At 65.5% G+C, this 26,408-nt stretch carries 28 protein-coding genes; 12 read left to right on the plus strand and 16 right to left on the minus strand.

What is annotated here, in order from left to right; genetic code table 11:
* Positions 1–347 precede the first annotated feature (347 nt).
* From ABZ293_RS10625 to ABZ293_RS10640, 4 genes are all read left to right on the plus strand, one after another.
* Positions 348–1,655 (plus strand): inorganic phosphate transporter, encoded by a 1,308-nt coding sequence (locus ABZ293_RS10625; protein WP_355179337.1) that lies wholly within the window; start codon positions 348–350, stop codon positions 1,653–1,655.
* Between the two features lie 11 nt (positions 1,656–1,666).
* Positions 1,667–1,939, plus strand: coding sequence for a hypothetical protein (locus tag ABZ293_RS10630; protein ID WP_355179339.1), 273 nt, complete (start codon positions 1,667–1,669; stop codon positions 1,937–1,939).
* A gap of 39 nt (positions 1,940–1,978) precedes the next feature.
* Positions 1,979–2,329 carry a DUF3349 domain-containing protein gene (locus ABZ293_RS10635; protein WP_354957789.1) on the plus strand — a complete coding sequence of 117 codons (351 nt, stop codon included), beginning with the start codon at positions 1,979–1,981 and terminating at the stop codon, positions 2,327–2,329.
* Positions 2,330–2,552: 223 nt separating this feature from the next.
* The gene (locus ABZ293_RS10640) at positions 2,553–3,200 is read left to right on the plus strand and encodes a hypothetical protein (protein ID WP_355179341.1); all 648 of its coding nucleotides are present in this window, start codon (positions 2,553–2,555) and stop codon (positions 3,198–3,200) included.
* Positions 3,201–3,301: 101 nt separating this feature from the next.
* Here ABZ293_RS10640 and ABZ293_RS10645 read toward each other — a convergent pair whose 3' ends face one another.
* The 6 genes from ABZ293_RS10645 to ABZ293_RS10670 form a co-directional block, all read right to left on the minus strand.
* Positions 3,302–4,717 carry a glycosyltransferase 87 family protein gene (locus ABZ293_RS10645; RefSeq protein WP_355179343.1) on the minus strand — a complete coding sequence of 472 codons (1,416 nt, stop codon included), beginning with the start codon at positions 4,715–4,717 and terminating at the stop codon, positions 3,302–3,304.
* 129 nt (positions 4,718–4,846) lie between these two features.
* Positions 4,847–5,674, minus strand: a complete 828-nt coding sequence (locus tag ABZ293_RS10650; protein ID WP_355179345.1) for a class II fructose-bisphosphate aldolase — start codon at positions 5,672–5,674, stop codon at positions 4,847–4,849.
* On the minus strand, positions 5,671–6,621 hold the full coding sequence (locus tag ABZ293_RS10655) for a hexose kinase (RefSeq protein WP_355179347.1): 951 nt from the start codon (positions 6,619–6,621) through the stop codon (positions 5,671–5,673). The genes ABZ293_RS10650 and ABZ293_RS10655 overlap by 4 nt, the downstream gene beginning before the upstream one ends.
* Positions 6,618–7,799 (minus strand): amidohydrolase family protein, encoded by a 1,182-nt coding sequence (locus tag ABZ293_RS10660; protein ID WP_355179349.1) that lies wholly within the window; start codon positions 7,797–7,799, stop codon positions 6,618–6,620. The genes ABZ293_RS10655 and ABZ293_RS10660 overlap by 4 nt, the downstream gene beginning before the upstream one ends.
* A complete protein-coding gene (locus ABZ293_RS10665; protein ID WP_355179351.1) occupies positions 7,796–8,848 on the minus strand; it encodes an ROK family protein in 1,053 nt (350 codons plus the stop codon). Before ABZ293_RS10665 ends, ABZ293_RS10660 begins: the two co-directional genes overlap by 4 nt.
* A gap of 32 nt (positions 8,849–8,880) precedes the next feature.
* Positions 8,881–9,795, minus strand: coding sequence for a sugar isomerase (locus tag ABZ293_RS10670; RefSeq protein ID WP_354957782.1), 915 nt, complete (start codon positions 9,793–9,795; stop codon positions 8,881–8,883).
* A gap of 158 nt (positions 9,796–9,953) precedes the next feature.
* On the opposite strand from ABZ293_RS10670, the gene ABZ293_RS10675 reads away from it, so the two are divergent.
* From ABZ293_RS10675 to ABZ293_RS10690, 4 genes are all read left to right on the plus strand, one after another.
* The gene (locus ABZ293_RS10675) at positions 9,954–11,204 is read left to right on the plus strand and encodes an extracellular solute-binding protein (RefSeq protein WP_355179353.1); all 1,251 of its coding nucleotides are present in this window, start codon (positions 9,954–9,956) and stop codon (positions 11,202–11,204) included.
* 60 nt (positions 11,205–11,264) lie between these two features.
* Positions 11,265–12,149 carry a sugar ABC transporter permease gene (locus ABZ293_RS10680; protein WP_354957780.1) on the plus strand — a complete coding sequence of 295 codons (885 nt, stop codon included), beginning with the start codon at positions 11,265–11,267 and terminating at the stop codon, positions 12,147–12,149.
* A 100-nt stretch (positions 12,150–12,249) separates the two neighbouring features.
* Entirely contained in the window at positions 12,250–13,155 is a 906-nt protein-coding gene (locus ABZ293_RS10685) for a carbohydrate ABC transporter permease (protein ID WP_354957779.1), read from the plus strand.
* A gap of 175 nt (positions 13,156–13,330) precedes the next feature.
* The gene (locus tag ABZ293_RS10690; protein WP_355179355.1) at positions 13,331–13,984 is read left to right on the plus strand and encodes a TetR/AcrR family transcriptional regulator; all 654 of its coding nucleotides are present in this window, start codon (positions 13,331–13,333) and stop codon (positions 13,982–13,984) included.
* A 129-nt stretch (positions 13,985–14,113) separates the two neighbouring features.
* Here the strand turns inward: ABZ293_RS10690 and ABZ293_RS10695 are convergent, their stop codons facing one another.
* Entirely contained in the window at positions 14,114–15,262 is a 1,149-nt protein-coding gene (locus ABZ293_RS10695; protein WP_355179357.1) for an FAD-dependent monooxygenase, read from the minus strand.
* A gap of 89 nt (positions 15,263–15,351) precedes the next feature.
* On the opposite strand from ABZ293_RS10695, the gene ABZ293_RS10700 reads away from it, so the two are divergent.
* A complete protein-coding gene (locus ABZ293_RS10700; RefSeq protein WP_355179359.1) occupies positions 15,352–15,924 on the plus strand; it encodes a helix-turn-helix domain-containing protein in 573 nt (190 codons plus the stop codon).
* Between the two features lie 116 nt (positions 15,925–16,040).
* Here ABZ293_RS10700 and ABZ293_RS10705 read toward each other — a convergent pair whose 3' ends face one another.
* Positions 16,041–17,249 (minus strand): RNA-guided endonuclease TnpB family protein, encoded by a 1,209-nt coding sequence (locus tag ABZ293_RS10705; protein WP_355179361.1) that lies wholly within the window; start codon positions 17,247–17,249, stop codon positions 16,041–16,043.
* Between the two features lie 143 nt (positions 17,250–17,392).
* On the opposite strand from ABZ293_RS10705, the gene ABZ293_RS10710 reads away from it, so the two are divergent.
* On the plus strand, positions 17,393–18,184 hold the full coding sequence (locus ABZ293_RS10710) for a DeoR/GlpR family DNA-binding transcription regulator (protein WP_355179363.1): 792 nt from the start codon (positions 17,393–17,395) through the stop codon (positions 18,182–18,184).
* A 105-nt stretch (positions 18,185–18,289) separates the two neighbouring features.
* Positions 18,290–18,472 carry a hypothetical protein gene (locus tag ABZ293_RS10715; protein WP_355179365.1) on the plus strand — a complete coding sequence of 61 codons (183 nt, stop codon included), beginning with the start codon at positions 18,290–18,292 and terminating at the stop codon, positions 18,470–18,472.
* Positions 18,473–18,523: 51 nt separating this feature from the next.
* On the opposite strand, the gene ABZ293_RS10720 is transcribed toward ABZ293_RS10715, so the two are convergent.
* Positions 18,524–19,843 (minus strand): 2OG-Fe(II) oxygenase, encoded by a 1,320-nt coding sequence (locus tag ABZ293_RS10720; protein ID WP_355179367.1) that lies wholly within the window; start codon positions 19,841–19,843, stop codon positions 18,524–18,526.
* A gap of 261 nt (positions 19,844–20,104) precedes the next feature.
* Complete coding sequence (locus ABZ293_RS10725) at positions 20,105–20,413, minus strand: hypothetical protein (RefSeq protein WP_355179369.1); 309 nt, start codon at positions 20,411–20,413, stop codon at positions 20,105–20,107.
* A gap of 120 nt (positions 20,414–20,533) precedes the next feature.
* On the opposite strand from ABZ293_RS10725, the gene ABZ293_RS10730 reads away from it, so the two are divergent.
* Positions 20,534–21,763: a helix-turn-helix transcriptional regulator gene (locus ABZ293_RS10730; protein WP_355179371.1), complete on the plus strand. Its 1,230-nt coding sequence runs from the start codon at positions 20,534–20,536 to the stop codon at positions 21,761–21,763.
* On the opposite strand, the gene ABZ293_RS10735 is transcribed toward ABZ293_RS10730, so the two are convergent.
* From ABZ293_RS10735 to pnuC, 6 genes are all read right to left on the minus strand, one after another.
* Positions 21,736–22,038 (minus strand): hypothetical protein, encoded by a 303-nt coding sequence (locus tag ABZ293_RS10735; protein WP_355179373.1) that lies wholly within the window; start codon positions 22,036–22,038, stop codon positions 21,736–21,738. The genes ABZ293_RS10730 and ABZ293_RS10735 overlap by 28 nt on opposite strands.
* A 233-nt stretch (positions 22,039–22,271) precedes the next feature.
* Positions 22,272–22,577, minus strand: coding sequence for a transcriptional regulator (locus ABZ293_RS10740; protein ID WP_355179375.1), 306 nt, complete (start codon positions 22,575–22,577; stop codon positions 22,272–22,274).
* Positions 22,565–23,041, minus strand: coding sequence for a hypothetical protein (locus tag ABZ293_RS10745; protein ID WP_355179377.1), 477 nt, complete (start codon positions 23,039–23,041; stop codon positions 22,565–22,567). Before ABZ293_RS10745 ends, ABZ293_RS10740 begins: the two co-directional genes overlap by 13 nt.
* Before the next feature lie 48 nt (positions 23,042–23,089).
* Positions 23,090–24,100, minus strand: a complete 1,011-nt coding sequence (locus tag ABZ293_RS10750) for a sigma-70 family RNA polymerase sigma factor (RefSeq protein WP_355179379.1) — start codon at positions 24,098–24,100, stop codon at positions 23,090–23,092.
* On the minus strand, positions 24,097–25,515 hold the full coding sequence (locus ABZ293_RS10755) for a DHA2 family efflux MFS transporter permease subunit (protein WP_355179381.1): 1,419 nt from the start codon (positions 25,513–25,515) through the stop codon (positions 24,097–24,099). The genes ABZ293_RS10750 and ABZ293_RS10755 overlap by 4 nt, the downstream gene beginning before the upstream one ends.
* 75 nt (positions 25,516–25,590) lie before the next feature.
* Complete coding sequence (gene pnuC, locus ABZ293_RS10760; RefSeq protein ID WP_355179383.1) at positions 25,591–26,280, minus strand: nicotinamide riboside transporter PnuC; 690 nt, start codon at positions 26,278–26,280, stop codon at positions 25,591–25,593.
* Positions 26,281–26,408: the final 128 nt, after the last annotated feature.

Below are 26,408 nucleotides of genomic sequence, written 5' to 3' on the forward strand. Positions count from 1 at the left end.
TGTCGTGATGGTGCGCTGCTGTCGTGATGGTGCGCTGCTGTCGTGATGGTGCGCTGCTGTCGTGATGGTGCGCTGCTGTCGTGATGGTGCGCTGCTGTCGTGATGGTGCGCTGCAGTCGCGATTGCGCATCGCTGCCGTGATGGTGTGCTGCTGTCGCAATCGGGCCTATCCGAATCAATATGCGGACCATGGCGTTCGGTTCCAGGTGCACGCTGGTACGCCGACACCGGTCGGCTGCTCGGACTGCGGCGGGTAGCGGCCGGCTCCACGGTAACGGACCCGGAATCGGTCCCGATAGGCGGCAACCGCGTGGCAATCCTGATCGCGAGTGCCGCACACTGGAGGGGTGACCGCGGACCTCCTGGTACTCCTGATCGTCATTGTCACGGCACTCGCATTCGATTTCACCAATGGCTTCCACGACACCGCCAATGCGATGGCTACCTCCATCGCCACCGGCGCACTGCGACCACGAGTCGCGGTCGCCGTGTCCGCAGTTCTCAATCTGATCGGCGCTTTCCTATCCGTGGCGGTCGCCGCGACGGTGGCCAAGGGCATTGTCCGGCTCGACGCGGTCCAGGGGGAGGCGCTGCTGACCATCGTGTTCGCCGGTCTGGTCGGCGGCATTCTGTGGAATCTGCTGACCTGGCTGTTCGGTCTGCCGTCGAGTTCCTCGCACGCGCTGTTCGGCGGCCTCATCGGTGCCACCATCGCCGCACTCGGCTGGGGCGGGGTGATCTGGGCGCACGGCGCGGACGGTGTACTGACCAAGATCGTGCTGCCCGCCCTGCTGGCACCGATCGTGGCCGCGCTGGTCTCCGCGATCGGCACCTGGGGCATCTACCGGATTACAAGGAGTTCGGATCCCGACAAGGTCAACGAGGGTTTCCGCTGGGGGCAGATCGGTTCGGCCTCGCTGGTCTCGCTGGCACACGGCACCAATGACGCGCAGAAGACGATGGGCGTCATCTTCCTCGCCCTGGTCGCGCACGGCACGCTGAACAAGAACGACGAGATGCCGCTGTGGGTGATGGCGGCCTGCGCCGTCGCCATTGCGGCGGGCACCTACCTCGGCGGCTGGCGGATCATCCGCACCCTCGGCAAGGGGCTGGTCGAGATCGATTCGCCGCAGGGGCTGGCCGCCGAATCCTCCTCCGCCGCCATCATCCTCACCTCCGCGCACTTCGGGCTGCCGCTGTCGACCACGCAGACCGCCACCGGATCGATCCTCGGTACCGGACTGGGCAAGGGTGCGGAGGTGCGCTGGAGCGTGATGGGCCGGATGGCCGTTGCCTGGCTGCTGACGCTGCCGCTGGCAGGCGTCGTCGGTGCGGTGTGCTGGGCCATCGCGCATACCATCGGCGGGCTGCCCGGAGTGCTGGTGGTGTTCGCACTGCTGATCGTGCTGTCGGTGCTGATGTATCTGCGGTCGCGGCGCGATCCGGTGCATACCGGCAATGTCAACGAGTGGCCCGGCGGTGCGGCCGGGGCCGACACGCCCGACGCCGCTGCCGAGCTTGCGAAGGACACCGCCGCAGCCGCGCCGGTCGCTGGGGACGGGCGACACGAGGTGACCGCCGATGGATCGGCGCCGCCCGCCGGGTCGTTCCCGACGGAGTCCAACACATCCGATAGCCGTTCGGCTCAGGTCTGAGGAGGCGCACCGTGCACACACTCGTCACGAATTTGAACGCGCTGTGGAAGGTGACTCTCGCGGGTCTGCTGCTCGGCGCGGGGCTGCCGATCGTCTTCGCCGTCGGGGTGCGGCTCTGGTCGGCCGCCGATGTGGACGGCCGTGCCGCCCAACGCAACTACCCCGCGCTCGCCGGTGCCTACGCCTGCTTCACGCTGATCATCGCCGCTATTGTCACCGGAATTCTTTACACCGCGAAGGCGTTCCTGGCCGCTAAATTCGGTATTCATCTGTTCGGACAGTAGGAAAGGGTGCATCGTGACCGAGTGCAGCGAGGTGTGGCGGTGACCGATCCAGCGAAATCCGCTCAGGTGCGGCCGAATCTGCTCGGCCGGGTCATCGGCTGGCTGCGGGCCGGATATCCGCAGGGGATTCCGCGGTCGGACTATGTCGCCCTGTTCGCGGTGCTGCACCGGCATCTGACCGATTACGAGGTGGTCGCGATCGCCGAGGAGTTGGTGGACTCCAATCCGGACAGCCTGATCAGCCACGCCGATATCGAAGCGGCGATCGCGCGGATGGCGATGGAACAGCCGGACGCGCACGATATCGCCAGGGTCGCTTCACATCTGGCGGCAGGCGGCTGGCCGCTGGCAACGCCGTTACCGGGAGATGATCACCAAGATCGCGCATGAGGGCCGTCGGGGTGTGCTCATGGCCAACGACTGGCCGGATACCGAATCCCATTGTCCGGTAACGTAATAGCTTCTCGTGAGCGGACTGTCACTGTCGAGTTTCATTCGGGTGGAACGACATTCGCTGTGGCATTGGTCTCATGACAGGTAGCAATACCGGACGATCGACCGATAGTCCGATCGGAGCGCGACGCCGCGCTCCGATTCGAGAAGGAGGTCGATCATGGTGCGATGGACGAGGAGTTCACGCACGGTACAGCGGCTGCTGATGCAGACCGTTGTCGCCGGGACATTGGCAATCGCTCCCGCAACGGCAATCGCGCCCGCGTTCGCAACGCCGGACACCGGCGCCCCGACAGCGGCGCCAACTCCCGCCCCGATTCCCACTCAGGCTCCGATTCCCACTCAGGCTCCGATTCCCACTCAGGCTCCGGCGCCGACCCAACCCGCACCGACGCAGCCCGCCACGCCGAGCCCGGCTCCGCTGCCGACCCCGCCGTCCGACGGCTACGGTTCGGACGGCTACGGTCCCGATGGCTACGACCGCTCCGGTTTCGACCACTCAGGCTATGACCACTCAGGCTATGACCACTCGGGCTATGACCGCTCGGGCTACGACCGTTTCGGCTATGACCGTTTCGGCTACGACAGCAGCGGCTATGACACATGGGGTTACGACCGTGCGGGCCATGATCGCTTCGGCTACGACCGCTTGGGCTACGACCTGTGGGGTTACGACCGCTGGGGCCGTGACGCGGCGGGATACGACCGACTGGGCTGCAGCGTGCAGGGACCGGACCGCCCCGATGCCAACCACGAGGAATGCGAGCGGCAGCGTCAGGCCCGTCCGTCCACCGGCAGCGGCAACTGACCATTTCCCAGGCGATTCACAGCTGGAACGTCAATTATCTCGAGGTTGTCCGAGCAGTATGACTATGTCGGCGAACGGAAGCGGGCTCCGCGGACAGAGCCTTACCCCACGGCTTCCAATTCGTTCGACCCCGGCGGTTCACTGCTCGGACCGTCTTTCCGCTGACCGGCGGCGTCGATCCCTCGCTCGCGCCGCCGGTCCGCAATAACCTCGTCGGAGGCTTGCGGTGACCGCGGTTTCAGCGGGAGCAGCCAGACGATCGCGGCGACGAGCGCGATGGTGGCGAGCAGGGTGTAGGAGTCGCCGAGCAGGAATTGCCATGGCGTCCAACGGAATTCCCGACCATCGGTCTGCGGTACCAGCCAGATCAGCCCCTGGGGCAGCAGTGGCAGCTCCGGATCCCATGATCCGACCCGATCGACCTGTAGCGGCCACGCGAAGACGAACAGATAGATGACCGCGGGAATGCCGATCCGGATGGTGAGCGAGCGATGGCGCAGCGCGTGGATCACCCACAGCAGCGCGGGCACGATCCATACCCAGTAATGGGTCCAGGAAATCGGCGAGACCAGCAGCATGACCGTGGCCGCGAGCAGCGCACCGAGCAATTCGTCACCGCGCAGGTGGGCGATGCGCGCCGCCGCGATTCCGGCGAGTGCGAGCAGACCGGCGCAGACGAACGAGGATGTGGTGTCGTCCCAGCTCGACCATTCCAGACGGCCGAACATGCCATTGATCGACTGATTCTGCACATAGGCGAAGCCGATTCGGTTCTGCGAGGTCGTGGTCGTCGTCCAGAACTGCAGCGCCTGGGTCGGCCGGTACCAGAAGCCGATCGCGACCGTTGCGGCGAAGGTCGCGGCGGCCGTTGCGGCGGCGCGGTACTGGCGGGTTATGAACAAGTAGACGATGAAGACCGCGGGTGTCAGCTTCAACCCTGTGGCGATGCCGATGAGGATGCCCCGATACCGGCTTTCCTTGGGGATGGCCAGATCTGCCAGCACCAATGCCATGAGGATGGCGCTGAGCTGGCCGAATCGAAGGGTCTGCTGGACCGGCTCCAACCAGATCGCGGCCCCGGTGCCCGCGATGCTTATCGCGAGCAGACCCGGTCCGCGCCGATGCTGCTGCAGCCGCGCGGCGCTCCATACGCTCACGAACAGCGACGTCATCGTCAGAATCGTGACGCCGGTCCCGATGTAGTTGATCGGAAAGCGGGAGAGTTCGGCACAGATCCACGCGGCGAATACGGGGTAGAGGAAGGGCAGGCCGAGTGGGCCGCGGCCGTCGTACAGCAACGTCGGATGCGTCGCTGCGACGGTACCGCCCCACATATAGACTTGTAGATCTATTTGGTGCCAGTACATCTGCCAGTTCGGCCGTAGAAACACCAGCCAGGCGCCGATGGACAGGGATGCGAATACGATTGCGGCACTGAGCGATAACTTGTGCGGGGCCTTCTGCTGCGTCCCCACACCAACAGCGCGCTGTTCTCCTGATTGCAGGATGACAGCCATGGAGTTGTTATTCCTTCATCAGGTGATACAGCTCGAACGGACAGCAAACCTTTAGCTAAACTAAGAGCAATTCAGCCTATCATTACTGACCGCCGATGGCTGCCCGTACTTCCCCCCGAGTGGTGAGGTCTATCCGGCGAGCACGTGCAGCAGATGCTCGACCTCTGACCGGATCGCTGCGCGTGCCGGTTTCAGGTACTTGCGGGGATCGACGATCGTGGGACCATCGGCGAGGGTGGTCCGAATCGCCTCGGTGGCAAGGACATTCAGCCGGGTGGCGATATTGATTTTGGTCATGCCGTGCTCGACGGCGGTGCGCAGTCCCGCGTCGGGGACACCGGAGGAGCCGTGCAGTACCAGCGGGACCGGCACCTTCGCGGCCAGCCTGGCGATCAGGTCATTATCCAATTCGGCGGTGCGGGTATGCATGGCGTGCGAGGAGCCGACCGCGACGGCCAGGGCGTCCACGCCGGTGGTCGCGACGAATTCGACCGCCTCGTCCGGATCGGTGCGCACCCCTGGGGCATGTGCGCCGTCCTTGCCGCCCACCTCGCCGAGTTCGGCCTCGACGAAGACCTCGCGGTCATGGCACCAGCGGGTGATATCCGCTGTGGCGGAGACATTTTCGGCGTAGTCGAGGGTGGATCCGTCGTACATGACCGAGCGGATGCCGAGTTCGACAGCTGTGCGGATGAGTTCGAACGAGGTGGCGTGGTCCAGATGTACGGCGATATCGGCGGTGCTGTCGGCGGCGATGCGCAGGCACGCGAGTGCGATCGGGGCCAGGGCGCCGTGGTAGTGCACGGTATTTTCCGAAAGTTGGAGCAGCACCGGCCGTTTCGCCGCTTCGGCGGCTGCCGCGATGGCCTCGGCGTGCTCGAGCGTGATCACATTGAAGGCGCCAAGGCCGCCGGGGCGGGCGGCGGTGATCAGGTCCGGGACGGGTCTGGCTGTCATGCGGGTTTCTCCTGCGGGGTGGTTAGTCGTTCGACGACTACCGTGGGTGCGATGCGGGTGCGCAGGCAGCGGTCGATCTCACCGGCGACCGGAATGACGACCGCGGCCGCGGAGGTGGCCACGGCATCGACGAGGATGGCCGACCAGTCCGGCAGGCCATCCGCATCGGAGAGGGCCGCGATTACCGCGGCGGTCGCGGCATCGCCCGCACCGGTGGGATTTCCGGCGAGCGGTTCGGGCAGTACGGCTGACCACGCGCCCTCGGCGGTGACCACCACCATGCCCTCCGCGCCGCGGGTGGCGATAATGGCGCGCACGCCACGTTCGATGAGCGGCCGTGCGGCCGTGGCGACCTCATCCGGGGTCACCGGGACGCGTCCGGTGAGACGTTCCAGCTCTTCGGTATTCGGCATCAGGATGATGCCGGGGACCTGGGCGGCCAGGCGCAGTGCTTCGCCGTCGACATCACAGATGGTCGGCACGCCCGCGGTAATGGCGGTGCGCGCGATTTCCGCGGGCAGGCCGGGCGCGATGCCGCCCGGCAGTGATCCGGAGATGACCAGGCCGTTGATATCGGGCAGCATTCCGGCCACCCGGACCGAGAGCTGTTCGGCGGCATGCGGATTCGAGACCCGCGCGCCCGGCTCCCATAATGCGGTCGCGGTGCCGTCGCCGGATTCGCTGATCACCACCGTGCGCCGGACCCAGGGCAGTGCGTGCACGAAATCGACCGGCATCTCCAGTTCGGCGGCGGCGGCGAAGGCATGGTCGGAGAAACCCGTTGCCCGAGCGTACTTTCCTAGCTGATTGAGCACCCGCGTCACATTGATGCCCTTCCCGCCGAGGCGCTGTTCGACCGAGCGGACCCGGTGCGCCTGGCCGCGCTCGAAATGCTCCACGCGGTAGGTCATGTCATAGGCGGGATTCATTGTCACGGTGAGGATCACGTCAACCACTGTCCACGTCTGAGCACCCGGCGCAACTGGAGATTGTCATCGACTATCACCAAGTCGGCGAACATGTCGGCACGGAGGTCGCCCACATCGGTCGATCCCACCGCGGCGGCCGGTACCGATGTGGCGGCGAGCACAGCGTCGCGCAGCGGCACACCGCAGGCGTCGACCGCCCAGATGAGGCATTTCAGGAGGTGAGCGGTGCCGCCCGCGATGGATCCGGTGGCCACCCGGGCCACGCCATCGGTGACCCGGACAACCTGCGGGCCGAGCCGATATTCGCCATCGGGCATGCCCGCGGCCTGCATCGCGTCGGTGATCAGTGCGACCTGTCCGGGTGCGGTCGCGAAAACCAATGCACCGAAACCAGGGTCGATATGTACACCGTCGCCGATCAATTCCACGACGGCCTGCCGCCGCGCCGCGGCAACCAGCGCCGCGGCCACCGGACCGGGGTCTCGGTGGTGCAGCGGCGGCATTCCGTTGGCCAGGTGAGTGACCAGCGTGCCGAAGCCATGGGGGCGCATGGCCTGCTGGAAGCGGGTGAAATCGGTATCACTGTGGCCCAGTGACACCACCACGCCGCTATCGGAAAGACGTTGGGCCACCTTGTCGAATCCGGGCAGCTCCGGGGCGAGCGTCATCATCCGCAGCGCACCGTCGGCGGCCGCGAGGAGTCGATCGGTCAGCTCGAGATCGGGATCGCGCAGATATCGGGGATCCTGCGCGCCACACCGTGCCGCCGCCAGAAACGGTCCCTCGGCATGGATTCCGGCGATGGTGCCGTCGACGGCCAGTTCGCGCAGCGTCGCGACCTGCGCGACCATATCCGCCGCGGCGCCGGTGACCACGCTGGCCAGCACCGTGGTCGATCCGTGCCGGTGATGGAACTCGGCGGCCGCGCGCGCCTCATCGGCGTCGACGGTGTCGAACCGATGTCCGAATCCGCCGTGGTTGTGAATGTCGACAAGTCCGGGCAGCACGGTGCCCAAAAACGGTGGCACGCTCGAATCCGGATGCGCGGCAACCCAGTCCGCGAGCGATGCGACGCGGTCGATCCGCCCGGCTCGCACGGACACCACGCCGTCGTCGAAACTCGAGGTCGCCGATACGATCCGTCCGCGGATCTCCAGCGTCATGCGGCCACCGGCGCTCGTCTCGACGCTGGTCACGTCAGAGCTCCGGACCTGGCGAACAGGGCCGCACCCATGAGTCCCGCGCGAGCGCCGAACTCGCCGAGCACCACCCGCGGTGCCGGTACGACGCGCAGGCGCTCGGCAATGGTGTGCTGCAGTGGTTCGGTGAGGGCGGCTCCGGCTCCGGCCAGTCCGCCGCCGAGGATGATCAACTCCGGACAGGCCGCGTGGATGAGGCCGAGCAGTCCATCGGCCAGCGCGCTGATCGCCTCGCCGACTACGGCTTTGGCATCGGAATCGGTATCGAGCAGTGCGAAGACATCGGCCGCGCTCGCCGTTTCGTGTCCGGTGCGCCGCGCGTAGGCGCGGGCGATGGCGCCGCCCGACGCGACGGTTTCCACGCAGCCGATATTGCCGCAGGGACAGCGCAATCCGTCCGCATGCCGAACCGGGATATGGCCGTATTCGCCGGTCTGCCCGTAGCCGCTGCGCACCAGACGGCCGCCGACGGACAGAGTGCCGCTGATACCGGTGCCGAGAATGACCACGCAGACATCGTCGTGCCCGCGTCCGGCGCCATAGCGCCATTCGGCCCATCCGGCCGCCGCGACATCGTGTTCGATCAGCACCGGCATGCCCCAGCGGCGGGTGAACCGATCGCCGATGTGCACATCGCGCCAGCCGACATTGCTGCTGAATACCGCGATCGAGCGGACCGGGTCGACGATGCCGGGCAGTAGTACGGCCGCCCGCGCGACGCGATCACGCTGGTCATCGGTCAACTCGGCCAGCAACCGATCGCCGAGGGCGCCCATGGTTTCGAAGGCCGCCGCACCCTGCGGTGTGGCCACGACGCCGGCGGCCAGCGCCGTACCGGAGGCGTCGGTGATCTCGCCCTTCATGGTGGTGCCGCCGACATCGAGTCCGAGCACCAGTAGATCCTCGCCCAACACCGGGACCGGTTGCGGCGGTACCACAACCGATCCCGGTGTCGCTGCGGCGTCCGGCACCGCCGAGCGCACCGCGTCCGTGCGGTCCGCGAGATCGTCGCGGTGCACGGTGGTCGGAGGCTGTTCGGTTCCCATCTTCGGCACAGTAGTTCCCGTTTACCGGCCGATCACTGATCCAGCACGACGGAACGGTTGAGGTTGCGCGGATGGTCCGGATCCAGACCCTGGTCGGCGGCGCGCAGCACGCAGAGCTGGTGGACGCGGACCAGATCGGCCATCGGGTCGATATCGCGGTGTTCGAAGGTGGCCCCGGTGACCGCCACATCGGCCGCGAAATTCGGGACCAGCGGCCCGAAGGCCCAGACGGCCCGGCCCGGCGCGGAGATGCTGATCGGTCCGTGCCGGTATTCGGTCTGCAGGTAGGACTCGGTCCAGGACTGGCAGGATTCGCGCAGTTTGAGCCCCGCCTCCTCGGCGATCGCGGCCGCGAAGCCCATCCCGACGAAGCTGATCTGCTCGGCCCGGCGCACCGCGGCCAAGGCCTGCGCGGGGTCTTCGGCCAGTACGGCCCGCGCCTGTTCGATGGCCGGACGCAGGTCCTCGCCCAAATGCCAGCGCAGGATGGCCAGTGTGGTGGTGGCGAAGCGGGTCTGCACCACAGACTGTTCGTCGACCTCGTCGATCAGGATCGCATCGCCGAGGTCTAGCACCGGGGTGCCCGGACTGCTGCAGATGACGGTGCGCGGAATGTCGTCCGGGATCGCCCGCATGGCATCGACCACCTCGGTGGTGGTGCCGGAGCGACAGATGACGAGGTAGCGGTCGTAATCGCGACCGCCGCGGACCTCGCTGGCGGGCCAGGCGTCGGTGAGGCCCTGGCCCGCGGCCTCGCGCAGTGACGCGATGGCGCGGGACATGAACAGCGAAGTGCCGCAACCGATGACGGCGACGCGCTCGCCCGGTTGGGGGAGTACGGCGCGGTTTTCGGCGGCAATGGTCTCGGCGCGGACCCAGTCGTCGGGCTGGGTGGCGACTTCGGCGGCCAGATGAGTCACGGGGGTGGAGTGAGCGGAGATCGGCACGACAACAGAATCACCCCATGTGATCGTTCATGTCAAATTTACGAGCGAATCAGTCACATGTGATCACTATGGGGTCTAGATTGTTGGGCAGTCGATTCGTTCGCTCCATCATCGGCGGTTCAGTCACGCCCGGAGTGAAAATTTGAAAGGTTCTGCTCGTGAAAAGATCCCTCCACGGCGTACTCGCGGGGATCGCGATGGCTACCGGCCTCGCGCTCGCCGTCTCCTCCTGCGGCTTCGGCTCCAAAGACTCGGCCGACTCGGAGAAGACGATCAACTTCCTCGCCCCCAGCTACAGCGACGGCGCCAACGGCACCAAGGCGCTCTGGGACCGCATCATCAGCGACTTCCAGAAGCAGAACCCCGACTACAAGGTGAACCTGCAGCTGGAGTCGTGGGATTCGATCAACGATGTGGTGAAGACCAAGCTGCAGTCCACCTCCACCACTCCGGACCTGCTGAATATCGACGCGTATGCCAGCTTCGCCGGTGACGGCATGCTCTACCCGGCGTCCGAGGTGGTCTCGCCGAACGTGCTCGCCGACGTGCAGCCCGGCTTCGCCAAGAACGCCTCGCTGAACGGCACGCAGTACGCCATGCCGCTGTTCGCCTCGACCCGCACCCTGTTCTACAACACCGCCCTCTTCGCCAAGGCCGGGGTGACTACGCCGCCCAAGACCTGGGCCGAACTGACCGATGCCGCCAAGAAGATCCAGGCGCTCGGCGGTGACATCTCCGGCTACGGCCTGCCGCTGGGCAGTGAGGAATCGCAGGCCGAGACCTCGCTGTGGACCTTCGGGGCGGGCGGCAACTGGTCCGAGGGCGACAAGATCACCGTGGACACCCCGCAGAACCTCGAGGGTGTCAAGGCCATGCGCGCGATCATCGATGCCGGGGTCACCCAGCCGAATCCGGGTGCGACCAACCGCAAGGACGTCATCAATGCCTTCATCCAGGGCAAGATCGGCATGATCGAGGGTCTGCCGCCGACCATCGCCCAGATCGCCGACAAGAATCCGGATCTGAAGTACGGCACCGCGCCGTCACCGACCAAGGACGGCACACCCGTCACCCTGGGGGTGGCCGATCACCTGATGGCCTTCAAGAAGGACGGCAAGAAGGCCGAGACGATCAAGAAGTTCCTCGACTTCTTCTACTCGGCGAATGTGTACTCCAACTTCGTCAAGAACGAGCACTTCATCCCGATCACCACCAGTGCCACCACGGTGCTCGCCGACGACCCGGTGACCAAGGCCTTCGCGGCGACCCTGCCGGTGGCCAAGTTCTATCCGAGCAACAACCCGAAGTGGGCCGCGGCGCAGGGCGCCATGCATCAGCAGATGGGCACCATCGCCCAGGGTGTGGACCCGAGCCAGGTGTTGCAGCGTATTCAGGAAGCAACGAAGTAGCGTGGCGCGCTTGACCACGCAGAGGCCCGGGTGGGCCGCGAATCGAGTGGAGCGGTTCGGGTGCGGATAGCGAAGAATTCGACGCTGCGGGCGGCCCCGTGGATCGGGCCCGCCCTGGTGCTGATCGCGGCCATTGTCGCGTTCCCGGTCGGCTATATGGTCTGGACCAGCACCCGGGACCTGAGCGCCTACGGGCAGGATCGCGGTCCGGCCGGGCTGGCCAACTACCGAAACCTGTTCGATATCAGCGAATTGGGATCGGTGCTGGCGCATACCGTGGTCTGGGTGGTCAGCGTGGTGCTGATCACCCTGGTGCTCTCGGCCGGGCTCGCGCAGTTCCTGAACAAGGATTTCCCGGGACGCACCGCGGTGCGCATGGCGATCCTGGTGCCGTGGGCGGCCTCGGTGGTCATGACCACGACCATCTTCTATTACATGCTCGATCCGGATGTCGGCATCGCCAACCGGTTCCTGGTCGATATCGGGCTGCTGGATCGCGGCTACGGCTTCACCAAACAGCCGACGCCCGCATTCCTGGTGGCGATCGGTGTCGCGGTCTTCGTCTCGATTCCGTTCACCACCTACACGATTCTGGCTGGGCTGCAATCGATTCCGGCCGAGATCGATGAGGCGGGCCGGGTCGACGGTGCCAGCGCCTGGCAGCGCTACCGGTATCTCACCCTGCCGCAACTGCGTCCGGCGATCGCGGTGGCGACCATTATCAACATCATCAATGTGTTCAACTCGCTGCCCATTCTCCAAGTGATCACCGGCAGCATCGCGGGCTTCGGTGCGGATACGACAACGACGTTGACCTTCAAGCTGATTCGGCAGAATCAACAGCTCGATACCGCCGCCGCCATGAGCGTGCTCAACTTCGGTCTGATCGTGGTCATCATCGCGATCTACGTGAAGATCATCAAGCCGACGCAGCAGGTGGATTGATGAGCATCCGACGCTGGAATTCGACCGGGGGCGCTCCGCTTCCCCGGTCGATGTACGCCTACCCAGGCTTGACGTGTACCTACCGAGGCGAGGTGAGCCGATGACCACGCAGGCGGATATACACATCGACGGTGTGGAAATCCCGCCGGACACCACGGTTGTCGAGGCGCCGAGCGGGCGGACGCGGCGGCGGCGCTGGGAACTCACCGCGGTCGGGGTGGTGCTGGCCGTCATCTTCCTGACCCCGTTCGTGGTGATGGTGCTCGGCTCGCTCAAGAGCCGCGCGGAAATCCTGCGCATCCCACCGACCTATCTGCCCGAGACATGGCATCCGGACAACTACGCCACCATGTGGAACACCCCGGAGACGCCGCTGCCGTTCAATCTGGCGAGCACCATCATCATCTCGGTATGTGCCACCGCGCTGGTGCTGGTCGTCGCGATTCCGGCCGCGTATTACACGGCGCGGCACAAGTTTCCGGGCCGGGCGGTATTCCTCGCGCTGGTGCTGGTGACCCAGATGTTGCAGCCGACGGTGCTGGTGACCGGCCTGATCCGGGAGTTCTTCACCCTCGGCATCAATGACACCTGGCTGGCGATGATCCTGGTGAACGCGGCATTCAACCTCTCGTTCGCGGTGTGGATCCTGCACAGCTTCTTCGCCGCCGTACCGGTGGAGATCGAGGAGGCCGCCCAGCTCGACGGTCTGAGTCGCTGGCAGATCCTGGTCCGGGTGAGTCTGCCGCTGGTGTGGCCGGGCATTGTCACCGCGACGATCTTCGTCGTGGTGGCCTGCTGGAACGAGTTCGCGGCGAGCCTGGTGGTGCTGACCACTCCGGAGAATCAGCCGCTGTCGGTGGCGCTGACCAAATTCGTCGGGCAGTACGACACGGCCTGGCAGTACGTCTTCTCGATCTCGACCGTGGGCATCGTTCCGGTGGTCATCCTGTTCGCATTCATCGAGAAGCGCCTGGTCGCGGGGCTGACCGCGGGCAGCGTCAAGTAATCGCCCGGAAACGGCGGGTGGCCGTGTGCCACCCGCCTTTTCGTGTTGCGAGCCAGCTGTCCGAGTCGGGGTAGGGCTGGTGCAGCTGAATGTCGATGCGTGGCAACTGCTCTGCCGCGTTCATCCGGATGTCCGCGGCCCGGGGTAGGCGCTTCCGCCCGGTAGCATCGAATCCGTGGCACGGCAGGATGACGAACCAAGGGAGGGCCGCAGCTACGGCGGGCTATCCAAGGAGCAGCGGGTGGCCCAGCGGCAGGCGCGACTTATCGATGCCGCGCTGGAATTGTTCGGTACCCAAGGATATGCGGCCACCTCGATCGAGCGGTTGTGTACCGTCGCGAATGTCTCGACGCGCAGTTTCTACGAAGATATGGGCAGTCGCGAGGCGCTATTGATCGCACTGGTCAATCGCATTACCTCGCATGCGGTCGAACGGTCGCTGGAAAGTATGGCGCGGACGGCGGGACAACCGCTTTCCGCCCGGATCGGCGATAGTTTCCGTACCTATCTCGAGGTGACCTGTGCGGATCGACGGTCGGCGCGAGTGTGTTATGTCGAGGTTGTCGGTGTCAGTCCGGCGGTTGAGGACTGGCGCGGACAGCAGCGCCGTCTGCTGTCATCATTGCTGATCAGCGAGGCAGAACGCGCTGTAGAGCGGGGCGAGATCAAGCAACGGCGCTTCGATCTGTTCGCACTCGCGGTGATCGGGGCGGTGAATTCGCTGGCCCAGGAGTTGGCGCGGACCACCCTGCCCGATGCCGAGGTATCGCTGGATGAAATATGCGAGGAGATAGCGCATTTCGTGAATTCCGGTCTCGGCCTGACCTGATTCGGCGCCCGGTCGCTCCGTCGCAATTCCCATTGCCCGTCGTCTCGGACCGGATCGACGGCACGCCGGTCAACGGTGGCACCATCTGCAATTCCTCATGCTCGCGCAATTCATCGGTGCCGGGTCCGTTCACGCGATCTGTCGCATCCTATTGCGAATCGCCGTGACGGCCGGGATGACCCGAGTCGCGGTATTGCGCAGTGCGATACCGGCTTTCGTCGCCGGAATGAGCATCGATGCCGCGGTGGTGACACCGTTGAGTTTGGGATCGACCAACACCCGGTGCCTGGTCTCGTAGCGCCGGAACGCGGCCTCGTGCTCCCCTGGTGTGGCCCCCAGTTCCTCGGCCAAGGTGTACGCACCGGCGATCGCGAGAGTGGAGCCGTCGCCGAACAGGGATACGCAGGACGCGGCATCCCCGAGCAGTGCGATGCGTCCATCCGACCACCGCGACAGCTCGCCCTTGCTGACGGAGTCGAAGAAGAGGTCATCGGTATCGCGCACCCGGTCGAGCAATTCGGGTACGCGCCAGCCCTGATCGGTGAATGCCTCGATGACGAGCCGCTTGTGCAGTTCGCTATCGCGGTGGTCGAATCCCGGTACGCCCTTGTGTCGGAACATGAATGCCGCCATCGCCCGCCCGTTCGTCGGATGCACGGACAGTGCCCGTCCCGGTGTGTTGTAGATGAGCACCTCCCGGTCACTGCCGAATGGCTCATCGATCCGCACCGTCGCGATGTATATGCCCATATGCCGGACGAATTCGGACTCGTCGCCGAAGGTCAAGCGCCGCACCGCGGAATGCAGACCGTCCGCGCCGATGACGAAGTCGAAGCGGCGGGGTTGGGCGTGTTCGAAGGTGACATCAACGCCGTCGGCGTGCTGGCTCAGTCCGGTGATCGTGTCGCCCCACAGGAATTCGGCATTGTCGCTGCTGGCGTCGAGCAGGATCGCGGCGAGATCGGCCCGGGGGACCTCGACTTCGCGGTCGCCCGCCGATCCTTGGAATGCCTTCAGATCGACGCGCGCGACCCGGCGGCCGCTGGCATTGACGAAATTCATCTGGGACACAGCCGAACTCGCGGCTCGCAGGCGCGCCATGATGCCCATCCGCTCGACCACATCGATGGCGGGCCCCTTCACATCGACCGGATTCCCACTCGAGCGCTGGCCCGTGGCCCGCTCGACCACGGTCACCCGGCAGCCGCGCTCGGCCAGCCAGTACGCCAGCGTCGATCCGCCGATACCCGCGCCGGAGATCAGCACCGTCTTGTTCATGACATCACCTTTCGGTTAAGTGGACGAATTTCGTCCGGTTAATGGAGAGCGTACAGTAAGCGGAAGGATTTCGTCCACTTAGTTGGGAGGTGAGGGCCACGGCCGCGCTGAAGAGGGCCGATGCCAGGAACAATCGGGACCAGATCATCGCCGCGACGCTGGTGACGTTCCGAGAACAGGGCGTCGATGTGCCCATGAAGGAGATCGCCGACCGGGCCGGTGTCGGTGTCGGCACGCTGTACCGGCACTTTCCCGACCGGGATGCGCTGATCGCCGAGACCGCGCAGTCCTACCTCGCGGATCTGGCGCAGTCGGCGGCCACCGCGTTGGCCGAGGAGAGTGCGGCATGGCCCGCGCTTTCCCGGTTTCTGCACGACTGTGCGCAGCGGCGGGTCGGGGGGCTGGCCTCGGCGATAGAACCCAATTTGCATGCCGAGATTCAGGCGGATCCGCGATTGCACGAGGTGCGAGGGCGGATTGTCGAGCTGATTTCGCAGATGACCAGGCAGGCGCAGGCGGACGGCGTGATGCGCGCCGATATCGAGCCGGGCGAGATCGCGGCGCTGATGACCCTGCAGATCTATACCCGAGCGGGGGAATCGTATGGAGAGGCGGTCCGTCGGGTGGTCGAGATCATGCTCGATGGGCTGCGAGCGCGGTGATGCAGGTGTCCGGCTCAGCAATACGGCCGCCGAATCTCTACGGCAAGCTTGTGGTCACATTGTTCGCGTGCATAAAAAACGGGCCGGGAGGGTGTGAGTTGACTTCCTCCCCATACCTAACGGCTGGGGATTCCAACCTTCACAGGTCGGGTTTCCTGCTTCACGGGCGACTGCCGCGCCGAGGACTGTCGGGTTGGTCTTACACCGCCTCCACAGGCAGCAACCGCCAGCCCGGCGGCCAAAATATTCCTCGCGGCATTGATGTCGCGGTCATGGCCCACCCCGCATCGGCACACCCATTCCCGCACATGCAACGCCATAGCGTCGTTCAGCGACCCACACGTCGAGCAGGTTTTGCTCGACGGGAACCATCTGTCCACGGCGATCACTGCACGCCCGTACCAGGCGGCTTTGTATTCCAGCATGGAACGCAACTCCGACCACGAGGCATCGGAGATGGCACGCGCCAGGCTGTGATTGCGCAACATCCCGGCCACGTTCAGATCCTCGATCACGATCGTTTGGTTCTCACGAACGAGCCGAGTACTGAGTTTGTGCAGGTAGTCCCTGCGGCGGTCGGTGACACGGGCGTGGATACGCGCCACCTTCCGGCGAGCCTTATCCCGGTTGAACGATCCCTTGGTCTTGCGGGCAAGGGCGCGTTGAGCTTTCACCAGTCGCGCGTGTTCTCGCCGCTGATGTTCGGGATTGGTGATCTTCTCACCGGTCGACAACGCCAGCAGCGAGGTGATCCCGACATCCACACCAACGACGCTATCGGTCAGCGGATGGTGCGTTACCGCGGTCTCGGTGAGCACCGACACGAACCAGCGGCCCGCGCTGTCACGAGACACAGTAACCGTGGACGGTTCCGCACCTTCCGGCAACGGCCGAGACCACACGATATTCAGTGGATCGGCCATCTTCGCGAGGGTGAGTTTCCCGTCACGGAATTTGAATGCCGACCGCGTATATTCGGCCGACCGGCGAGACTTCTTCCTCGACTTGAAACGCGGATACTTCGCCCGCTTGTCGAAGAAACTGGCGAACGCGCGCTGCAGGTGCCGCAGCGCCTGCTGCAACGGCACCGACGACACCTCACCCAAGAACTTCAGGTCATCAGTTTTCTTCCACGCAGTGAGCATCGCGGAGGTTTCGTTGTAGTTGACGCAGCGCTGCTCGGCGTGCCACGCGGTAGTCCTGGCTTCCAATGCCTTGTTGTAGACCAAGCGGACACATCCGAACGTGCGCACAAGCTCCCGCTCCTGCTGCTCGGTCGGGTAGAAGCGGTACTTGTAGGCCCGCTTCACCACCGTCTCCCCCATGCCTCACACATTAACAAGTTAGGGTGTGAAACAGTGAAATCATCTGCTTCAGGATCGTTTTCGACACCGGCCATGTCGGGCGCGAACTCAACACACTTCCTCCCCACGGCTGAAACCTGGGGTCTCCACGCAACGGCCATCTCATGACCGGAGCGACGGATCGGCCGCAGCGGTGGAACCGGCTGCTGGAACTGCTCGCCGATTCCGGGCGGCTCTCGGTAGAGGAGGCCGCCGAGCGCCTCGGCGTATCACCGGCAACGGTGCGCCGCGATTTCACCGCGCTCGCCGAACAGCAGTTGGCGACCAGAACCCACGGCGGCGTTGTCGCGACGTCGATCGCCTACGAACTGCCCGCCCGCTATCGGCAGGGCGGCGGTGCGGCCAAGCAGCGGATCGCCGAACACGCTGCGGGACTTATCGAACCGAGCGCGGTGGTCGGAATGAACGGCGGCACCACGACCACGGCGGTGGCGCGCGCACTGGCCGGACGGGCCGATCTGGCGAATGCCAGCGGAGATCAGCTGACCATCGTCACCAACGCACTCAATATCGCCGGGGAAATGGTCCTGCGACCGCATATGCGCACCATCGTGCTCGGCGGTGTGGCCCGGCGCGAATCCTATGAGCTGCACGGCCCGCTGGCCGAACGCGCACTGGCCGAATTGCGTTTGGACGCACTGATCCTCGGGGTGAACGCGATATCCGCGGAGGGCGGTGCGCAGTGTCGCCATATCGACGAAGCCGGGGTGACGACCGAGATGGTGCGGCGCTCGGGTCAGGTAATGGTCGTCGCGACCGCCGACAAGCTCGAACGTTCGGCACTGGCCCGCATCTGCGGCATCGAGCAGGTCGATGTGCTGGTTACCGATACCGACGCGAATCCGGATGCGGTGGCGCTGATTCGGGCGGCGGGGGTTCGGGTCGACATCGTGTGAGTGCGCTTGGGGTGCGGCTTGGGCAAACCGCAGTCGGTTGTCGGTGTCATCGAACCCGGCAGCGATGTCATCGCCTCTGACGTCCACCGAGCCGTGTGCGCCTAGGTGACATCGCCACCGTCGCTCGACCAGGTACTAGAGCTGCTGCATACGCCGGGACGCTGGTACCAGCCCGGCGACGTCGGCTGGGTGATCATCCTCGGACTGAAGGATCTGGAGTGTCCAGCGGACCACGCTCCGGCCGAACAGCGGCAGCGGCCGCCCGCCGACTCGTCAGCCCGTGGCTGACAGGTCGTCTCGCGTCGAAGGATGACGCCGGGGATTGCTTGCCGGGCCGTTCTATTGACGGGGCCGGATGATGATCGCCGCGCGCCTATACCAGAAATTGGCGGTGTTTCCTTCATTGCCCATGTAACCCTCGAGTTCCGACGCGAACGGCTCCAGCGTCGACTTCGATTCGCCCGTACACAACTCCTCATCCCAGACCTGCCGCACAGCGGGCTCACCGGCCGCCCCTGACCGGTCGATCAGCCACGTCAATGTGATGGCCGACCAGCGCAGCTCGCCGAGATCTTCCGATCCCGGGACCAAAGGAAGGCTCGAGCGCACCGGAAGGCTCGCGGGGTCATCGGGCACAGGCCCCACCATTTCCCCGTCTTCATCGAAGTCCATGTCAGCGCTTTCGACGCATTTCCACCCGTCCTCAACGCGCTCCCAACGCTGACGATAGATCCCCATCCACGAGGTGTAATCCTCCTCGTAGGTGTCCTCGACCTCCGCGAGCGCCAACGACGTGTCGTATCCCGCGATGTCGGCCGCCGCGAGCATCATCCCAGCACGGGCAGCATCGCCGCCCTTGAGCTGATCCCACCCGAATCCGTGCTGGGAATACTGATGATCCAGCAGGTAGACGAGTTGATGAGGTGGGCGTTTCGCCGGTTCGCGGTGCGAACGCCACGCCGGCAATTCCACCGGCGTGGTGATATGCGCGCGTAACTGCTCGGCCAGTAGCGCGACCGACGGATGCACGGCGAAAGCGGCGGCGTCCGGGCCGGTACGCCCCTTCGCCACCAGGTTGTAGGTCAGCGTGATCCGGAAACCGTCGGTGACCGGCAGCACCTCATGCTCGCAGTCGCCATAGAACGCGACGAAGGACAGCTCCTCCGGCGAACCCTGGTCGGTGACCTTCGTCCCCTGCTGCTCGATCACCAGCTCCCCACCGGTGAACGCCGAAGGCAGAGTCACCACCAACGTGCCGATCATGCCGTCGGCCTTCTCCGAATCCTGATGGCGCTGAAAGAATTGTCCCGACTCATACACCAGCATCGAATGCAGCTCCGCCGACAACTCGCAGTCCGGCGCCAGACCTAGCTCGGCCCGCAGTATGTCCAGCATGGGCAGTAACGTCTCGCGCCACTGCCGCTCGTCGACCGTTACCCGGTCCCGCGGAACCTCCCATGTGTCGCGCACATTCGCGTCCAATAGGGTCTGCTCGCGCAGACCATACCGCGCCGGCCGCGCGACCTCGCACAGTCGCCGCGCCTGAGTCGGCGTCACCGGCAACCGGATCGGCCCCACCCCAGCTACCTCGATGACCAGGTTCTCCGCCGACCCCGTCCGACGCGCAGCAAATGAACCCGTCGGCGGCACCGAACCCATGAGCTCGCTGATGACCCGTAAAGTCTTGTCCGTCATGCACTTCTCCCATATTCGACAACGTTCGCGGGCATCCTCTCAGGGCCCACCGACGATCCGGCCCCCCGATGCCGCACCTTCGGAACATCGGGGACTGTGAGTCGGCCGGGCCCCCGGGCGCTGCCACGGCTTTTCAGTTGTCGTAGTCGGACGGCCAGAAGATCATTGCGACGACGACCGCCAGCGGTAAGCCGATCACGAATACGAGCCCGATCTGGTCCGCGCTCACCGGCGCAGGCCGCCGAGCGCGGACCAGCGGCCGAATGACGCACGCGGGCAGGCGCATTCGACGTCGGCAACCGCCATCACCCGATCCAGCGTCGCCGCGTCCACATGCGCCGACGACGGCAACAGCACCACATCGATCCCCGACGCGGTGACCTGCTCGACCAGCCCCAGCACCGAACCCGCGTCGGCCCAGCACAGCGTGTACCCCAACCGCCGCGCCAAACGGCGCACCTGAGCCGCGTCCCATTGCAGTGTCGGCGAACACGGGTCCATCCATCCGAGCGCATCCATTCCCCTGCCCTTCATCCCCTGGTCATTTGGCGAGCTCCCGCCGCCGGGGACATCGCATCGACCCAGCGGCGGGGCTGAACAGGAACCTTGACAGCGCAACTGCCGCAACACGTCCCGCTGTGGGACAGTGGGGATATGAGCGACTTCCAGTCAGATGACAGTCGTTATGTAGGCCGTCAGGTTCGCGCCATCCGCGCCCGGCGCGGGATGTCGCAGCAGGTACTTGCCGACCGGGCCGGGTTGTCTCGCGGCGCTATTGCCAAGTACGAGAACGGCGAACGGCCGATCGACTCACGCCGGACGCTGCTCGCGCTCGCATCGGCGCTCGGGGTCACCGTCGGCGACCTCACCGGCCACGACCAAGAGAAGCTCGACCCGGCCACCGCCGGGTTCCATATGGTGGTCCCGGAGATCGAGACCGTGTTGTGGTCACGGGGCAACGTGACCGACACCCGGCCGCCGCGCAGCCTCGACGAGTTGACCGCACTCGCACATACGGCCACCAAAATTCGTAACAACTGCGATTACGCCACGCTCGGCCCGATGCTCGTCCCGATGCTTACCGATGGCTACCGCCACATCCGGGACGCCAACAGCGCCCGCGCAGCGCAAGCGTGGGACGTGTTCGGCACGGTCGCCTACGGTGTCGCCTCCGCGCTACGAGCGCGCGGATATCACGCGCTCGCCTGGATCGCCGCACAGGAAGCCGAGCGCGCCGCCACGCACGTTGGACAGGCCGCCCCACTCGCCGCCGCCGCGTTCAGTCAAGGTCAGATAATGCTGTCGCGCACCGGCGCGCTTCCCTCCGCACTGGCGACGACCATGGGAACCGCCGAGAAGATCGCCGCCGATGTCCACACGGTCGGCGAAATCGAGACGTACGGGATGCTGCACCTACAGGCGTCGCTCGTCGCCGCCACGATGGGCAGCGACCCGGAACCACACCTTGCCGAAGCGGCCGAACAAGCGGGCAGGCTCGCCGAGGCCCGGCCGAACACGTCCGAGGCGCGCAACGAGACCTTCGGCCCGGCGAATGTGACGCTATGGCGGATGTCGGCAGCGATGGAGAAGCGCGAACCAGGCCAGGTGCTCGCGCTCGCCCCGCAACTTTCTCCGGCCGATCTGCCGAATGAGGGCCGCCGGGCTCAGTACTTTGTGGAAATAGGCCGCGCGCACGCCATGCAGCGCAACTACCGCGACTCGCTGTACGCGCTTCTGCGTGCCGAACATGCCGCACCCCAGCACGTTCGGAACATGGTCCACGTCCGCGAACTCGTCGGGCACATGATGCGCTCGGCGCGGCGGGACCTGACTACCGGCGACCTCGGCCGGTTGGCTCATCGGGTCGGCGTGGTGCCCGCGTAAATACACACAACACATTCGCCCGCATGGCTACCTATTGCCGCGTCCAGATAGCTCCTGCCGTATCGACCCCAGGTCCGGGAGTCGGTCGAGCGTAGTCGAATGGTCGTCGCCCCGGCTTTGTCAACCATATGACTAAGCTCGGCGAGCGGTCGGTCTTGAAAATTGCTCCTGGCGTTGATATTTCGTTCGTCGTCGTCGGAGGGGCAGAAGATCGTCGCGATGACCGCGAGCGGCAGGACGATCATGAACACGAGTCCGAACTGAACCACGCTCACCGACGCACCCCGCCGAGAGCGACGCGTCCTTGCTGAGGAAGAACAGTATGAATCCAGCCGGGGATTGACCCGGAATGGGGCTATCTCCCTGATGCGCTGCTGCGCGTAAACGGCGATCGATGGGTCGGCGGCGGCGAATTACGGTCCGCCACTGGAGGATCGGGGTTGCCGCCGCCCCATTGCCCGACCGATCAGCACCCGAACCGCTCCCGTGCGAGTGTCTGGAATTTCGGTCAGGACTCGGAGGTGGTCTCGCTGGCCTTGCGAGTGAGAGCGGTGAGAGCATCGAGGTGGGCATGGTAGGCGGTGCGGCCCTTGTAGGTGAGGGCGAGCCAGGTTTTCGGTTTGCGCCCCACGTAGCCCTTGGTGATGGTGACGTATCCGGCGGTCTCCAGGACGGTCATCGCCTTGGAGAGGGTGGATTTGTTCAGCTCGCAGAGATCGGTGACGACCATGAATTCGGCTTCGGTGCAGCCATCGAGGAATGCGGCGAGTTTCAGGCGCGGCAGGGAGGCGAACAGCTCATTCAGCTCTTCCATGGTGCGATCCAGCGTCGCGTCTTCCACGGTGCGGTCTGTGGTCGTGCCTGCGCGAACCAGATCCATCCGCCCATGATCAATCCGCACGGCAGTTGTAGCCATGCGGCCAGGCTCGGATTTCCGATGCCGAGGTCCGGAATGAGCAGCACCACAAGCAGCGCCACGATGAACTTCCACTCCGCCAGCGGGACCGGAATGAGCCCGCGCGCACGCCGAACTCGGCGCAGCCACCGTGCAATTGCGTAATGCACCGCGTACGAGGCGATTGCGCCGATTGCGGCCGTCCATGCGATCGGGTCGTCGAATCCGAGTGCGTTGGCCAAACCGAGCAGCGTGACAAACAGTCCTGCGAACACACCGGCCGCGAAAGGTCCCCAACTGGGCAAAGCGGCGGCCTCATGCGCCTGCCGAGTGGTAGCGGCGGCAATGTCCAGCGCCTGCTGCGGTGTCTGTGCTTCTTGCATGAGCCGACCATACATCAACGAGTTTCCAGTTGGAAACCGGTTTCTCATTCACAGGATCGCGGGCAGTCCGAACCGCGGGAAGAGGGTGGCGTCGACGAAGACGGTGATCCGGTCGATGGCGGCCTCGCGCAGGGTGAGCAGGTGGATGGAGTGTGCTCGGTAGACGTCATTGTCGTCGCGTTCGTAGTAGGCCACGGCGGGCTGGGTATTGGCCGAGGTCGGTATGCCGCGCCAGCGGTTCGGTGCCGAACCGCATTTATCGGCGAAGAATGCGACCACATCCGCGCGTCCGGTGAACCAGAGCAGGGCGGGCGGCATTTCGAGCACCACGTCATCGCGCAAAAGCATGGCGAATTCGGCCATTTCGGCATTGCCGAAGGTGGCCATGTACCGATCGATCATGGCGCGTTCGTCCGGGCTCAGGGATTCCGACATCAGGTCGATCATCGGGGCGTCCTTCTCCAATTGGGCACGGGCGCGCTGCAATGCGCTGTTGACGGCGGCGGTGGAGGTTTCGAGCAGGTCGGCGACCTCGGCCGCGGACCAGGCGAGCACGTCACGCAGGATCAGCACCGCGCGCTGGCGGGCGGGCAGATATTGCAGCGCCGCGATGAACGCCAGCCGGATGCCGCTGCGGGCGGCGACCACGGTCGCCGGATCGTCGGCCGAAGTTCCCAATAGGGCGTCGGGAATCGGCTCCACCCAGGGGATTTCGGGATGTTTCTGCGGTTTGGTGATCAGGGTGTCGCTCGGACCGACCAGTCCGGTGGGCAGGGCCCGCCTGCCGCGCTGTTCGAGCGCGGTCAGGCAGGCATTGGTGGCGATCCGGTACAGCCAGGTGCGCAGCGAGGCGCGCTGTTCGTCATAGCGGTCGGTCGAGCGCCAGGCCCGCAGCATCGTCTCCTGCACCAGATCCTCGGCATCATGGATCGAGCCGAGCATCCGATAGCAGTGCGCCAGCAGCTCGGGCCGCAATGACGCTGTGCGCGCCGCGAAATCCGCACCGACCGTCATGGGGGCATAACCTACCGCGGATGCGCCGTGATCGGTGCTGGTCACGAGGCTGCTCCGATCCGGTCGGCGGTGTTGGCGGGGATGTCCTGCGGGGTCGGCGCGCCGCGGGGAATCAGTAGGCCGATCGCGGCCCCGGCCAAGGCGAGCGCGGCGGCGGTGCCGACAGCGCCGACGAAACCGTCGCTGAACGCCTGCTCCGAATCCAGCCCGCCGATGGTCGCGAAAACCGCTGCGGGCACGGCAATGCCGAAGGCTCCGCCGAGTTGGCGCAGGGTATTGAAGGTGCCGGAGGCGGCGCCGATGGCGGGTAGCGGGACGGCGCGGAGCACGGCACTCTGGGCCGCCGGGATCGCCATCGATACGCCGATACCGGAGATCACGAACGGCGGAATCAGCTCGGGATACGGCAGTTCGGGGGAGGCGGTGAGGGCGATCCAGCCGTATCCGATGGCCTGCATGAGCAATCCGGTGACAACGAGCGGTCGCTCGCCGAATCTGTTGACCTGCTTACCCGCGATGGGTGCGACCAGGAATAGCGTCACCGTCCATGGCGCCAACCGCAGACCCGCACCCAGTGGCCCATTGTGCTGCACCAACTGTAGGAACTGGGCGAAGAAGAACGCGCCGCCGAAGATCGATGCGAACAGCAGGAATCCCACCGTATTGCCCGCCGAGAACGCACGGGATCCGAAGAAACGCATCGGAATCAGCGGCGCGGGAGAACGCAGCTCCCATCGCGCGAACCCGGCCAGCGCCACCGCTCCCGCCACGAACGCGCCGATGACTTCGCCACTGGCCCAGCCGGACTCATTGCCCCGGACCAGACCCCAGACCAGTCCGAATGCCGCGACGCTCACCAACGCGATACCCCGATAGTCCAATGCGCGTGCCGCACCGGAACTTTCGCTCAGCCGGGTGGCGATCAGCGGCACCAGCACCGCGCCGAGCGGAACGTTCAGCCAGAAGATCCACTGCCAGGCCAGCCCCTGCACCACCGCGCCGCCGACGAGTGGTCCGCCGAGCGTGGCCAAACCGGTTACGGCCGCGAACAATCCGAGCGCCCGCGTCCGCTGTTCGGGCCCGAATGCCGCCGATAGCAGTGACATCGCCACCGGCATCACCACCGCCGCGCCGATGCCCTGTGCGGCCCGCGCCGCGATCAACCAGCCCAGGCTCGGCGCCAGCGCGCACCCGACGGATGCCGCGCCGAAGAGCACCAGCCCGACCATCAGCACGCGTCGGCGGCCGTACCGTTCACCGAGCGCGGCGCCCGCCATCAGCAACACCGCGAAACTCAGGCCATAGGCATTGATGGTCCATTCCAACTGCGCGATCGATGCATGCAGTTCGCGCTGTATCGCAGGCAATGCGGTGGTGACGACCAGTGCGTCGAGCGTGATCATCAGTGCCGCCAGTGATGTCAGCGCCAGTACCCAGCGCTGTCCAACAGTCATTTTCATCGTGAATGCACTCCTCCGATGGGTTGTGCGGATACATACCGGCGCCGCGGCGCCGATTCATCGGAGGTTGCGAAACTAATTTCGGGCCGGAGCGAGTTCGGTTGCCACGGGTGTCGTTGGTGTGCGCATGGTCCGCACCCAGACCACGAACCCCCAGGCAACGAAGCCCGCATAGACCAGGTAGAGGGTCGCGGACGGGTAGTAGCCCGCCTTCAGCAGCAGCGGTACGCCGACGAGATCAACGGCGATCCAGATGAGCCAGAATTCAGCGAGCCCGCGTGCCATGCCGTAGGTCGCCAGGACCGATCCGGTGAAGATCCAGGCCTCCGCCCATGGCCCGTAGGAACCGATCAGCGCGAACAGCTGGGCGAACGCGGCCGTGCCGACCAGCATCGCGGCCACCAGCAGCAGGCGTTCGCGCCCGCTGGCCCAGCGCGGCACGACACCACGGTGTTCGAGTCCGGTTTCGGCGCGCGCGTGCCGATACCAACTCCACCACCCGTACACACTGACCGCGATGAACATCAACTGCCGCCCGGCCTGCCCCGCCATATTCAGATGCTGCGGAGTATTGAAGACTCCACCGACGAAAACAGTGAACAGCAACGCATTGCCCGCGACCCCGATCGGCCACGCCCACACCCGCCGCCGCATCCCGCCAACAGCCGCCGCCAGCCCGAAGCCGTTGCCGACAACCTCGCGCCAAAGAATCTCCGACCCCGCGATATCCAACTTGGCGTCCAGCAGCGCAGCGAATGCGTTCACCCACGCTGTAACCCGAGTCGGTCGACATCTCATCCCAACCCGCGAATTCGACGCACCTCGATCGAAATACCCGCCCATCGCCGGGTGTCTGCCCGAAGCGCCCACCCGAATCCAGCACCGGGCTTGAC

Origin of the sequence: Nocardia sp. NPDC005998 (assembly GCF_040614395.1) — a bacterium.
Classification (GTDB): Bacteria; Actinomycetota; Actinomycetes; order Mycobacteriales; family Mycobacteriaceae; genus Nocardia.